At 64.8% G+C, this 12476-nt stretch carries 9 protein-coding genes; 6 read left to right on the forward strand and 3 right to left on the reverse strand.

The features are described 5' to 3' along the window. Nucleotides 1-48: 48 nt before the first annotated feature. Nucleotides 49-1092, reverse strand: coding sequence for an NADP(H)-dependent aldo-keto reductase (locus ACQY7X_RS03555; protein WP_428248474.1), 1044 nt, complete (start codon nucleotides 1090-1092; stop codon nucleotides 49-51). 384 nt (nucleotides 1093-1476) lie between these two features. Here ACQY7X_RS03555 and ACQY7X_RS03560 point away from each other — a divergent pair, with 384 nt between their 5' ends. Beyond that, nucleotides 1477-4026 (forward strand): methyl-accepting chemotaxis protein, encoded by a 2550-nt coding sequence (locus ACQY7X_RS03560; protein WP_428248475.1) that lies wholly within the window; start codon nucleotides 1477-1479, stop codon nucleotides 4024-4026. Between the two features lie 172 nt (nucleotides 4027-4198). Here the strand turns inward: ACQY7X_RS03560 and ACQY7X_RS03565 are convergent, their stop codons facing one another. Further along, on the reverse strand, nucleotides 4199-4819 hold the full coding sequence (locus ACQY7X_RS03565) for an arylesterase (RefSeq protein WP_428248476.1): 621 nt from the start codon (nucleotides 4817-4819) through the stop codon (nucleotides 4199-4201). A 58-nt stretch (nucleotides 4820-4877) separates the two neighbouring features. Between ACQY7X_RS03565 and ACQY7X_RS03570 the strand changes: the two genes are divergently transcribed. Beyond that, nucleotides 4878-5621, forward strand: a complete 744-nt coding sequence (locus tag ACQY7X_RS03570; protein ID WP_428248477.1) for an ABC transporter ATP-binding protein — start codon at nucleotides 4878-4880, stop codon at nucleotides 5619-5621. Continuing rightward, nucleotides 5621-8146 (forward strand): ABC transporter permease, encoded by a 2526-nt coding sequence (locus ACQY7X_RS03575; protein WP_428248478.1) that lies wholly within the window; start codon nucleotides 5621-5623, stop codon nucleotides 8144-8146. The genes ACQY7X_RS03570 and ACQY7X_RS03575 overlap by 1 nt, the downstream gene beginning before the upstream one ends. A gap of 30 nt (nucleotides 8147-8176) precedes the next feature. Here the strand turns inward: ACQY7X_RS03575 and ACQY7X_RS03580 are convergent, their stop codons facing one another. Continuing rightward, on the reverse strand, nucleotides 8177-9388 hold the full coding sequence (locus ACQY7X_RS03580; protein ID WP_428248479.1) for a multidrug effflux MFS transporter: 1212 nt from the start codon (nucleotides 9386-9388) through the stop codon (nucleotides 8177-8179). Between the two features lie 199 nt (nucleotides 9389-9587). On the opposite strand from ACQY7X_RS03580, the gene ACQY7X_RS03585 reads away from it, so the two are divergent. From ACQY7X_RS03585 to ACQY7X_RS03595, 3 genes are all read left to right on the forward strand, one after another. Next, complete coding sequence (locus tag ACQY7X_RS03585) at nucleotides 9588-10313, forward strand: Bax inhibitor-1/YccA family protein (RefSeq protein WP_428248480.1); 726 nt, start codon at nucleotides 9588-9590, stop codon at nucleotides 10311-10313. Between the two features lie 102 nt (nucleotides 10314-10415). After that, complete coding sequence (gene tsaA, locus ACQY7X_RS03590; RefSeq protein ID WP_428248481.1) at nucleotides 10416-10904, forward strand: tRNA (N6-threonylcarbamoyladenosine(37)-N6)-methyltransferase TrmO; 489 nt, start codon at nucleotides 10416-10418, stop codon at nucleotides 10902-10904. Nucleotides 10905-10982: 78 nt separating this feature from the next. Then, nucleotides 10983-12470, forward strand: a complete 1488-nt coding sequence (locus ACQY7X_RS03595; protein ID WP_428248482.1) for a M81 family metallopeptidase — start codon at nucleotides 10983-10985, stop codon at nucleotides 12468-12470. The last annotated feature ends 6 nt before the right edge of the window (nucleotides 12471-12476 follow it).

Consider the following 12476-nt stretch of genomic DNA (forward strand, 5'->3'; position numbering starts at 1 on the left):
GCGTATACTCCTCGTCACGCGAGCCTGACCGCGATGAGGGTGGCGGTATCAGGCAGCAGGATTGGGTTGGTCGCGATGGATCGCGTCGATGCCGTCGAGCACCTCCTTGGACAGGTTGACGTTGAGGGAATCGATATCGGCCTTGAGCTGCTCAAGGCTGGTGGCACCGATGATGTTCGCGGTGACGAAGGGCCGCGTGTTGACATAGGCCAGCGCCATCTGCGCCGGATCGAGGCCATGCTGGCGCGCCAGTGCCACATAGCGTCCGACTGTGCGCTCGACCTGCGGATTGGAATAGCGGGTGAAGCGGGTGAACAGCGTCAGCCGCGCCCCGGCCGGCCGCGCGCCATCGAGATACTTGCCGCTGAGCACACCCATGCCGAGCGGGGAATAAGCCAGCAGGCCGACCTGTTCCTTATGGGCCACTTCGGACAGTGAGCCTTCATAGGCGCGGTTGAGCAGATTGTAGGGATTCTGGATCGAGGCCAGACGAGGCCCCGGCGCGGCGAGGTGGCTCATCACGCCCCAGGCGGTCTCGTTCGAAACGCCGAAATGCCGGATCTTGCCGGCCTGCACCAGTTCGCCCATGGCCGCAACGGTTTCCTCGATCGCCACCGACGGCTCGTCGTTCCAGGGATATTCGGCGCGGCCGAAATTGGTGGTCAGGCGATCCGGCCAATGAGTCTGGTAGAGATCGATGTAATCGGTCTGCAGCCGCTTCAGGCTCTTGTCCACTGCCTCGAAAATCTGCCGGCGGCTCAGGTTCGGCGGCTGGCCGTCATCGCGCAGCCAGGTGAAATCGCCGCGCGGGCCGCCGCCACGGCCGGCCACCTTGGTGGCAACAATCACCTTGTCGCGGTTACGGCGCGCTTTCAGCCAGGTGCCGATATGGCTTTCGGTGCGCCCCTGGGTCGCCGCCTGGGGCGGCACCGGATACATTTCAGCGGCGTCGAGGAAATTGATGCCGCGCTCCCAGGCATAATCAAGCTGGGCATGGGCTTCGGCCTCGGTGTTCTGCTGGCCCCAGGTCATGGTGCCGAGACAGATCAGGCTCACCTGCAAATCGGTGCGGCCGAGACGACGAAACTCCATGACGGCAATCCTTCAGGCAACAAGCTAAGCAGCCACATATTGTAGGCTGACCGCCCTATCGACAACAACTAATTGCGTTTCAAGCGATTTATGGCGGCTGAAGATGACGGTTTGCCAACGCTGTCCGGTTTCGGACTCGTTTTGATTCCATCGCGATGTTCCAGGCCATGCCGGCTGGATGATTTGCACTGCAGGCTGCATCAAGCCGCACCATACAAGCGGCAGCGGCATGCTTGCAGGTCGAAACATTCGCAAAATGAAAGAGATAGCCACAAAAGCAGGCTATCTCGCGCCCACCCTTGCACGCTAGGATGGAACCCGGCCGCAGCATGTTTGCGGCGCTGCCGACAGAATTACGCCGGCCCAATGCAGGGGGGAACTTCCATGAAGAATCTTTCGATCCGCACCATTCTCGGCGTGATCATTGGCGTACTTGGGTTGCTGCTGGTGGCAGTCAGCGTCAAGTCCCTGCAGGAAGCACTTGAGCGCAGCCACGCCGCGCAGCGCGTTGCCGCACTGGCACCGATCAGTCAGAGCTTCTTCCTTTCGCTGCAGCAACACCGGCTTGAACGCGGCAATGTGATCATCGCCATGCGCAGCAAGGATCCGGCGGAAGACGCCTCGCGCAAGAATGTCGGCGAATACGGTGCAATAGCCAAGAAAGGCTTCCAGGACGGCTATACCGGCCTCGCTGCGCTGGCGGCTTCGCTGCCCGGCTCCGGCCCGATCCTGTCCAAGCTGAAGGAAACCCATGATGCCGTAGATGCACTGCGGCCCAAAGCGCTGGCGGCGATGGCGGCGGCGGAAACACAGCGCGATGCCCAGGCGATGCGCGACTGGCCGCGCGTGACGCAGGCCTATCTGGATGCCGTGGAGGCTGCTTCAGACTATCTCGAAGCCTCGCTGAAGATGGTCGATCCGATGGTTGACCAGTTGCTGACGGTGAAGCGCACCGCCTGGGTGGCGCGCAATTATGCTGGCTCGATGGTACTGCGCCTGCTCGCCTCAATGACCGGCGGCCAGCCCTGGACCGCCACCGACATCGCGGCTCATGCCGAGGATTTCGGCCGCCTGCTTACCGCCTGGGGCATCATTACCGAAGCCGCCGCACGCAGTGACATGCCAGCCGCCGTGGCGGATGCCGCCAACAAGACCCGCGCTGTATTCCAGGGGCCGATGGCCGATGAGCGCCAGAAGGTGGTGACCGCGCTGACCGCCGGCCAGAAGCCCGATATCCCGCAGGCCGAATTCCAGCCGCGCCAGGTGGAAGGCCTGAGCCTGATCAATGAAATCGCCAATCAGGCGCTGGAACAACTCATCCTGCGTGCCGATGAGCAGAAGGATCTGGCAATGCGGCGCCTGGTGATCAGCGGCGTGCTGCTGGCCCTGGCTGTAGCGGTAACCGTGATTGGCTTCCTGATTGTGCAATGGCGCGTCAGCGGGCCGATCACCGGCATGACCGAGGCGATGCAGCGTCTGGCCGACCGTGACCTCACCGTCGCCATCCCCTTCGTCGAGCGCGGCGCCGAAATCGGCCGCATGGCCAAGGCCTTGCAGGTATTCAAGGATAACATGGCGGCGCGCGAGCAGGCCGAAGCAGACATTGCCCGCCAGCGCGAGGAAACCGAGCGCCGCCGGCAGGAGCGCGAAACCAGCGAGAAGGCAGCAGGTGAGGAAATCGCCGCGCTGGTCAATCAGGTCGGCCAGGGTGATCTCTCGGGCCGCATCAGCGAGGGTGGCAAGAGCGGCTTCTTCCTCTCCACCAGCCAGGAACTGAACCGCCTGGTGGTGACGCTGCAAACCATGAGCGAGGAACTGGCTTCCACCATGGGCGCCATGGCGGGCGGCGACCTGCGCCCGCGCGTGAAGGGCGACTATCGCGGCGTGTTCGGCGAGATCAAGCATGGCGTCAACAGCATGGCCGACCAGATGCGGGATTTTGCCGGCCGCCTGACCATGACGGCACAGTCGGTGAAAACCGCTTCCGATGAAATCTCCACCGGCAGCCAGGATCTGGCTCAGCGCACCGAAAGCCAGGCCGCCAGCATCGAGGAAACCGCCGCTTCGATGCACGAAATCACCACCACGGTGAAGCAGAATGCCGATAATGCCCAGGCCGCGAACCAGCTGGCCACCACAGCACGCGACAGCGCCGAGAAGGGCGGCAGCGTGGTGAGCGATGCCGTGGCGGCAGTGACACAGATCGAGGAAAGCGCGCGCAAGATTTCCGATATCGTCGGCCTGATCGACGAGATCGCCTTCCAGACCAACCTGCTGGCGCTGAATGCCAGCGTTGAAGCCGCCCGTGCCGGCGAGGCCGGCAAGGGTTTCGCCGTCGTGGCACAGGAAGTGCGCGCGTTGGCGCAGCGTTCGGCCAATGCCTCGCGCGAGATCAAGGCACTGATCCAGGCCTCCAACGCCCAGGTGAAAACCGGCGCCGGCCTGGTCAATCAGACCGGCAAATCGCTCACCGATATCGTCGCCGCGATCAAGAAGGTGTCGGATATCGTTGCCGAGATCGCCGCCGCCAGCCGCGAGCAGGCCACCGGCCTTGAGCAGATCAACACCGCTGTAGGCAGCATGGACGAGATGACCCAGCGCAATGCCGCTCTGGTGGAAGAAACCACGGCGGCGGCGCAATCGCTGGCCGGGCAGGCACGTGAACTGGCGCAGCTTGTTGGTTTCTTCAAGCTCGATGATGCGGCGGCGGCATCAACCCCGGCGTCGGCGATGGCCAAGCCCGTTGCTCCGCCGCCGGCACTCGTTCCGGCCAAGGCGGCAGCGGCAGCAATCAAGCCGGCGCCGATGGCGGCCAAGCCTGCAGTGACCAGGCCTGCGGCCACGACGCCAAAGCCGGTCGCCGCGCCCAAGCCGGTCGCCGCAGCCAAGCCCGCGCCGAAGCCGGCTGACGATGACGACTGGCAGGAATTCTAAGAACGAATTCCCACCATAGCCAATCACCCCATACAATTTGTCACCCTCGCAAAAGCGAGGGTCCCATTTGCCTTTGAGAATGACGCGCCAGGAAATGGGATGCCGGCTTTCGCCGGCATGACTAAGCTGGGTTTACTGCGCCACTATAAGCAGAACGGAGCGGCGCAAGCGTTTACCCTTTCAGCCACGCCGTCACTGACGGCAGCATGCGCTTGACCATTTCGGCGACACCGGCGCGGTTCGGGTGCATGCCGTCATCCAGCGTCAGGTCGCGCCTTGTAGCGACGCCATCAAGGAAGAATGGATAGAGCGGCAGCTTGTATTTCTCAGCCAGCGCCGGATACAGCGCATTGAAGCGGCGGCCGTAATCCTCGCCCAGATTGGGCGCCGCCATCATGCCGACCAGCATCACCTTGACCCCGGCGGATTGCAGCTTGGTGACAATGCGCTCGATATTGGTCTGGGCATTCTCCGGGCTCAAGCCCCGCAGCATGTCGTTCGCACCCAGCGCCACCAAGGCATGGGTCGGCTTGTCGGCAAGCGACCAGTCGAGCCTTGAAAGCGCGCCAGCCGATGTGTCGCCGGAAACACCGGCATTGATCGCAGTGACATTCATACCCGCTTCGCGCAGCGCCTTCTCAAGCTGCGCCGGGAAAGCGGCATCGGCGGGCAGATTGTAACCGGCGGTGAGACTGTCGCCGAGCGCCAGCAGGCGGATTCCCTGTGCCTGGGCCGAGGCAGCCGAAGCCAGCGATAACGTAATGGTGAGCAGCGTCACAAACAGCCAGGCCAAATATTGGCGCTGGCGCAGGAGCCTCCCATATAGTCCGTGCAAAGGAACCATGACACGCATGACAGCCACTTCCGCCTCCGAATTCACTGCTCCGGCCAGCGCCATCGTGACGCTGACCGATGTGAAGCTCACTCTCACCAGCACGGCCGGCCCGGTCAACATCCTGCGCGGCATTGATCTGAGTGTCGCGCCAGGTGAACGGATCGGCATCGTCGGCCCCTCGGGTTCCGGCAAGTCCACCCTGCTGGCAGTGCTTGGCGGCCTGGAAAGCGTCAGCAGCGGCAATGTGCGCGTGGCCGGCGCCGATCTGAACAAGCTGAAGGAAGACGAGCTGGCGCTGTGGCGCCGCGAGCGCATCGGCATTGTGTTCCAGGCCTTCAACCTGATCCCGACCATGACGGCGCTAGAGAATGTGATGGTGCCGATGGAACTCGCCGGCGCCGCCGATGCCGAAGCCCGCGCCCGCGCGGCGCTGGCCCAGGTCGGCCTTGGCCAGCGTGAGACGCATTATCCGGCACAGCTTTCCGGCGGCGAACAGCAGCGCGTGGCCCTGGCCCGTGCCGTGGCGCCGAAGCCGGCCCTGCTGCTGGCCGACGAGCCGACCGGCAATCTCGATGGCAGCACCGGCCAGGCGATCATCGACCTGTTGTTCGGCGAAGCGGCGCGGCTGAATTCCACCCTGATCCTGATCACCCATGACCAGGCCCTGGCAGAACGCTGCGACCGCGTGGTGCGGATCGAGGATGGCAGGATCAGGAGCATCGAGCCGGGCAAGGCCATACTGGCCCAGGCGGCCGATTGATGCTGTCTCTCAAACTTTCCTGGCGCGAGCTGCGCGGCGGCCTGCTCGGCTTCCGCCTCTTTGTCGCCTGCCTTGCGCTCGGCGTTGCTTCCATTGCCGGTATCGGCTCGCTCAGCTCCGCCATCGTCGCCGGGCTTGAACGCGACGGCCGCCTACTGCTGGGCGGCGATATCGAATTCCGCCTGATCCACCGCGAAGCCGAGCCACGCGAACGCGCCTTCCTCGATGCCCAGGGCCGTGTTTCAGAAACCGTGCAGATGCGCGCCATGGCGCATCGGACAGCAGGCGACACCAGCACGCTGGTTGAACTGAAAGCCGTGGATCAAGCCTATCCGCTGGTCGGCCAGGTGATGCTGCAGCCGGCCCTGCCGCTGGCGGATGTGCTGCGCCGCGATGGCGATGTGTTCGGTGCCGCCGTGGATGAAGCCACCCTGGTGCGGCTGGAAGCACAGCTTGGCGATGTGATCGGCATCGGCCAGGCGAAGTTCAGGCTCAACGCCGTGATCGAGCGCGAACCGGACCGCGCCACCGAGGGCCTGACGCTGGGGCCGCGCGTGCTGGCCAGCCGCGCGGCGCTGGATGCCAGCGGCCTGGTGCAGCCGGGTTCCTTGAGCTACTTCCACTATCGCATTTCCTATGCACCCGGCATCGAGCTGGAAAGCGTGACCGCGCGTGCCAAGGCCGAATTCGCCGAGAGCGGCTGGCGCATCCGCGACTGGCGCGGCGGCAACCCCGGCCTGCGCCGCTTCCTCGACCGCGCCGGCCTATTCCTGGTGCTGGTCGGCCTCACCGCCCTGCTGATCGGCGGCGTCGGCGTCGCCAATGCCGTGCATGCCCATATGCAGGCCAAGACCGGCACCATCGCGACACTGAAATCGCTCGGCGCCACCACCGGGCTGATTTTCCGCGTCTATCTGTGGCAAACTTTCCTGCTCGCCGGCATCGGCATCGTCATCGGCGTCAGCCTCGGTGCCTTCCTGCCGATGCTGGCCGCCAATGCACTGAACGCCGCCCTGCCCGTGCCGCTGGCCGCCGGCCTCTACTGGCAGCCCCTGGCCGTCGCCGGCCTCTATGGCCTGCTGGTGGCCCTGGCTTTCGCGCTGTGGCCGCTGGCGCGTGCCGCCGATATCCGACCGGCAGCGCTTTACCGCGATCTGGTGGCACCGGGCCTGAACCTGCCGCGCTGGCCTTATCTGCTCGGCACGGCATTGCTGTTCGCTGCCCTGGCAGCCCTGGCGATCTTCTCCGCCGAAGTGCCGCGCTTCGCCGCCTATTTCGTTGCCGGTGCGGCGGTCAGCTTCCTGTTCTTCCGCCTGCTCGCCTGGGGCCTTGGCAAAGTGGCGGCGCGCATCACTCTGCCGGCCAATCGGGGCCGCTGGACCGCCAGATTGCGGCTGGCGCTGGCCGCCTTGCATCGTCCCGGCTCAGCCACCGCCAGCCTGATGCTGTCGCTCGGCGTGGCGCTGACGCTGCTGGTCACCATGGCGCAGGTGGAGGGCAACCTGCATGCGCAGGTGACCGAACGCCTGCCCGATGAAGCCCCGGCTTTCTTCTTTGTCGATATCCAGCCCGACCAGATCGACGCCTTCAAGCAGCTAGTGGCGGCAACACCGGGCACCGGCGCGGTGCAGACCGTGCCCAATCTGCGCGGCCGCATCACGCGCGTCGGCGATCTGGCGCCGGAGCAGGTAACAGTGGATCCCGAGCAGCGCTGGGTGCTGCAGGGCGACCGTGGCCTGACCTATTCGCGCGAATTGCCGGAAGGTTCCACCCTGGTCGCCGGCCAATGGTGGCCGAAGGATTACGACGGCCCGCCGCTGATCTCGCTGGAGGAAGCCGTGGCCAAGGGCCTGGGGCTGAAGCTCGGCGACAGCCTGACGGTGAATATCCTGGGCCGTGACATCGAGGCCAAAATCGCCAATATCCGCCGGCTCGACTGGAGCAGCCTGGGCATCAACTTCGTCATCGTGTTCTCGCCCGGCCTGCTGGAACGCGCACCGCATACCCATCTCGCCACCGTGAAGGCGACGCCAGAGGGCGAGAATGCGTTGTTCCGTGCCGTCACCAAACAGATGCCCGGCATCTCGGTGATCCGCATGAAGGATGTGCTGACCGAGGTGAACAACCTGGTCACCAAGCTCGGTTCGGCCGTGCGCGGTGCCGCCATCGTCACGCTGATTTCCGGCCTGCTGGTGCTGGCCGGTGCGCTGGCCGCCGAGCATCGCCGCCGGCTGCGCGAAGGCGCGATCCTGAAAGCCCTGGGCGCCACGCGCAGCGACATCCTGGCGGCGCATCTGCTGGAATATGCCGCCGTCGGCCTGGTCGGCGCGGCCCTGGCCTATGGCCTGGGCCTGGCGGCTTCCTGGGGCATCGTGGCGCGGATCATGAATTCCGGCTACACGCCGCTGGCCGGCACCGCCGCGCTCACAGCACTCGGCGGCCTCGGCGTGGCTTTGCTGCTTGGCCTCGGCGGCGCCTGGGCAACGCTGAACGCCAAGCCGGCGCCGCTGCTGCGTCAGGCATAGCGGCGCAAGGCTCAGCCCCAGTCTTAAGACTCAGTCGTCGTCCCGCACCAGCCAGGCGCGGGCGATGAAGCCGCCGGCCATCAGCAGCGCGATCATACCGGTCATCGGCAAAGCCGTGCCGTTATGCAGCGCGCCGACCAGGGCTGACGAAATGCCGCCGCAGCCGAACTGGATGATGCCCATCAGCGCCGCCGCCGTACCGGCACGGGGCCCAAGCACGCCGGCCATGGCAGAGGCGCCGGCATTCGGCATCACCATGCCCAGCGGCGCGATGGTGCAGATCACGCCCGGAATCAGGAAACCAAGCCCGAGTCCGGCATAGGAGCCAGCGAACAGCACGATGCCGAAGAATGCCGCCACCGCACCGGCATATTTCAGCACCTCGGCGGCACTGAAGCGGCGCAGCAGTACGCGATTCAGCTGAGACAGGCCGATCAGGCCGAAGGCACCGCCGCCGAATACCCAGGCATAGTGATGCGGCTGCAGGCCATGCAGATCGATGAACACGAAAGGCGAGCCGGCGATATAGGCGAACATGCCGCCGGACGGCAGAGCCGAGGCCAGCGTGTAGCCCATGAAGCGGCGGTCGCGGAAAAAGCCGGCATAGGCTTTCAGCGTGCCAACGAAAGACAGCGGCTGATACGGCCCACGATGGCTTTCCGGCAGCAGCAGCATGGCGGCAACCAGCACGACAAGGCCGATCGCGCCGAGGAAGCCGAAGATCGACGGCCAGCCGAACCAGATCAGCATGTAGCCGCCCAGCAGGGGTGCCAGGATCGGCGCCACGCCGAGCACCAGCATCAGCAGCGAGAAGACGCGGGCCATTTCCTGCGGCGGATAGAGGTCTCGCACCATGGCGCGGCCGATCACCAGGCCGCCGCAGCAGCCCAGCGCCTGCACGAAGCGCAGCACGATCAGGGTTTCGACATCGCGGGCGAAAGCGCAGGCGATGGAGGCGATGATGAACACCGCGCTGGCGATATAGAGCGGTTTCAGGCGGCCGAATCGGTCCGACAGCGGGCCGATCAGCAACTGCCCCAGGGCCAAGCCGAGGAAGAAGGCCGACAGGGTAAGCTCGATGCGGCCATGGGCGGCTGCGAACTCACGGCCCAAGGCCGGCAGGGCCGGCAGGTACATATCGACGCCGAGCGGCGTGAAGGCGGTCAGCGCGCCAAGAATCAGGGTCAGGCGTGCCAACGAAACCCGGGTTCCCGGGGCTTCGGGCGGGGAAGAGGCGTTCATGGGAGGCTCCGGCGCCCGTTGATCAGGCGCTCATGCCTATCAGATACACCGATTTCCCTTTGAAATGAACGGTTTTAGTGGGAGAATCGCCAATCTTGACAAGCTGCGATAGGGGCTTGAAATCGTGGCGCAAATCCCCAAGTATCGGGGGTGACATAAACGACGCATAAACGTCGTCCTTTCAACGGAGGCTACCCACATGTCCACGCCCTTCAACCAGACGCGCTACGGCTACTCGGCCGGCACGTTGGACCGCGCGACCATCGACCAGGCGCTGCGCTCCTACATGCTCCGTGTCTACAACCTGATGGGTTCGGGCCTTGCGCTGTCCGGCATCCTCGCCATCGCGGTGGCCAACAGCCCGGCACTGATGCAGGCGCTGTATGGCGGCAACATGCGCCTTGTGGTCGCCCTGGTACCGCTCGGCCTGCTGCTGGTGATGACCTTCGCGGCCAACAAGCTTTCCGCCACCGCCGTGCAGGCGCTGTACTGGGCCTTCACCGCCGCCATGGGCGTGTCGCTGGGCGGCATTTTCCTGGTCTATACTGGCGGCTCCATCGCGCGCATCTTCCTGATCACCGCGTCGATGTTCGGTGCCATGAGCCTGTGGGGCTACACCACCAAGCGTGACCTGACCGGCATGGGCTCGTTCCTATTCATGGGCGTGATCGGCCTGCTGATCGCCGGCATCGTGAACATCTTCCTGGGTTCGAGCGTGCTGCAGATGGCGATCTCGGCGATCACCGTGCTGGTATTCACCGGCCTGACCGCCTTCGACACCCAGCGCATCAAGAGCGACTTCTACGAAGGTGACCCGGCCGACGTGCAGACCAAGCAGGCGATCTTCGGCGCCGTGTCGCTCTATGTGAACTTCCTCAACATCTTCATGGCCCTGCTGAACCTGTTCGGCCAGAAGAACGAGTGATCCTCCAGGAACAAGCGTCCTGAACAGAAACCCCGGCAGGCAACTGCCGGGGTTTTTTCGTTGTGCATTGCCAAGCCGCCGCCACAGCGGGAAGATGGCGGCATGAGTGAACAGGATTCCCTGCGCCCCGGCGAACTCAGCGTGGCACCGCCGAAAGCCGGCGATGCCGGACTGGAATTCATCGGCCGCATCCACACGCCCTGGGCCAACCGTGCCGATTGCCCGCGCCACGGCAAGCCGGACGGACCGCTTTGCCGCATCGAACTGTTCGAGCCCTGGGCGCTGGCACTGCAAGGCATCGAGGCTTATGCCCGGCTGGAAGTGCTCTACTGGCTCGACCGCGCCCGCCGCGATCTGGTGCAGCAAAGCCCGAAGAATGATGGCCGCACATTGGGCAGCTTCGCGCTGCGCTCGCCGCTGAGGCCCAATCCGATCGGCACGGCTGTAGTGGTACTGGAAAGCCGCCAGGGCAACAGCCTGCTGGTGCGCGGCCTGGACTGCCTGGATGGCACGCCGCTGCTCGACCTCAAGCCGGAATATTGCCCGTTCAGTGGCGCCGGCAACGCGGGCGCGGCAAATCCGCGCGGCTGACGCGGCTTTTCCCTCTTTGCGGCGGCGGCGGCCTATGCTTCCATATGCCTACGAACAATCCGGAGTCGCCCCGCCGCCATGAAATTCGTCCTCGCGATGATGAAGCATGAGACCAACACCTTCTCGCCCATCGTGACCGACCTGGCGCGGTTCGAGGCCTGGGGGCTGTATCGCAATCAGGCCGCCATCGACGCCTATGCCAAAACCAATATGCCGCTGGGCGTCTACCTCAAGCTGGCCCGGGAAATGAGCGCCGAAGTCGTCCTGCCAGTGGCTGCCGAAGCCATGCCCGGCGGCAAGGTAACCAAAGAAGCCTATGCCGCGCTCTGCGAACCGATCATGGAGGCAGTAAAAGCCGGCTGCGATGCCTGCCTGCTGGATCTGCACGGTGCCATGGTGGCGGATGGCACCGATGATGGCGAAGGCACGCTGCTGGAACGCATCCGCGCCATCCGGCCCGACCTGCCCATCGCCGTGACACTCGACCTGCATTGCAATCTGACCCAGCGCATGATCGACAATTGCGATGCGCTGATCGGTTACAAGACCTATCCACATGTCGACATGGATGTCGTGGCGGAACAGGTCGGCCGTATCCTGCTCGGCTGGCTGCAAGGCAAGCGGCCCAAGCCGGTAATGGCCTGGCGGCAATTGCCGCTGCTGTCCCAGACATTGGCGCAAGGCACGGCGGACGAACCGATGAAAGGCCTGATCGCGGCCTGCAACGCCGAGGAAGCCACCGGCCTGCCGGCAGCGACCGTATTCGGCGGCTTCGCACTCGCCGATATCGCCGATGCCGGCACCAGCGTGATCTGTATCGGCAATGATTTCGCCCAGGCCGATGCGGCGGCGGCGCGCATTGCCAAGGCCGCCTGGGAGCAACGCGACATCTTCCTCTATCGCCATCGCGACCTGCAGGAAACCGTGGCCGAAGCCAAGGAAAAGGCGAAGACCGTGGATGGCCCCATCGTGCTGCTGGATCATGCCGACAATTGCGGCTCCGGCGGCACCCAGGATGTGATGACGGTGATCGCCGAGGTGCTGCGCCAGGGTTTGCAGGATGTGGCCGTGGGCGCGGTGTGGGACCCGGCGGCGGTAAAGCAGATGCAGCAGGCCGGCGTTGGCGCCACGATCACGTTGCAGCTTGGCGGCAAGACCGACATGCCGGCGATCCATGAGGCAGGCCGGCCGCTCGAACTCACCGGCCGGGTACGCACCATCACCGACGGCGAATGGGTGGTGCGCGGCCCGATGTATAACGGCTATGTGGTGAAGATGGGTCCCACCGCCGTATTCGAGACCGGCGGCATGCAGATCGTGGTGGTGTCGAACCATCATGAGCCCTGGGATACCGGCGTGTTCACCTCGGTGGGTATCGATCCCCTGGCGAAGCAATATCTGCTGCTGAAATCGCGCATCCATTACCGCGCCGGCTTCGCCCCCCTGGCGAAAGCCACCTACACGCTGGATGGTACCGGCGTGACCACTTCGGACAATGCCAAGCTGGACTACAAGCGGCTGCGCAAGCCGCTCTACCCGTTTGATCGGCTCAACGACTGGCCCTGAGCATGA

Origin of the sequence: Ferrovibrio sp. (genome assembly GCF_965278975.1) — a bacterium.
In the GTDB taxonomy this organism is placed as follows: domain Bacteria; phylum Pseudomonadota; class Alphaproteobacteria; order Ferrovibrionales; family Ferrovibrionaceae; genus Ferrovibrio.

What these genes read in the sequence shown, in the direction of transcription:
- ACQY7X_RS03555 (WP_428248474.1), bottom strand. Translation starts at nt 1,092, where the DNA reads ATGGAGTTTCGTCGTCTCGGCCGCACCGATTTGCAGGTGAGCCTGATC.
- ACQY7X_RS03560 (WP_428248475.1), top strand. Translation starts at nt 1,477, where the DNA reads ATGAAGAATCTTTCGATCCGCACCATTCTCGGCGTGATCATTGGCGTA.
- ACQY7X_RS03570 (WP_428248477.1), top strand. Translation starts at nt 4,878, where the DNA reads ATGACAGCCACTTCCGCCTCCGAATTCACTGCTCCGGCCAGCGCCATC.
- ACQY7X_RS03575 (WP_428248478.1), top strand. Translation starts at nt 5,621, where the DNA reads ATGCTGTCTCTCAAACTTTCCTGGCGCGAGCTGCGCGGCGGCCTGCTC.
- ACQY7X_RS03580 (WP_428248479.1), bottom strand. Translation starts at nt 9,388, where the DNA reads ATGAACGCCTCTTCCCCGCCCGAAGCCCCGGGAACCCGGGTTTCGTTG.
- ACQY7X_RS03585 (WP_428248480.1), top strand. Translation starts at nt 9,588, where the DNA reads ATGTCCACGCCCTTCAACCAGACGCGCTACGGCTACTCGGCCGGCACG.
- tsaA (WP_428248481.1), top strand. Translation starts at nt 10,416, where the DNA reads ATGAGTGAACAGGATTCCCTGCGCCCCGGCGAACTCAGCGTGGCACCG.
- ACQY7X_RS03595 (WP_428248482.1), top strand. Translation starts at nt 10,983, where the DNA reads ATGAAATTCGTCCTCGCGATGATGAAGCATGAGACCAACACCTTCTCG.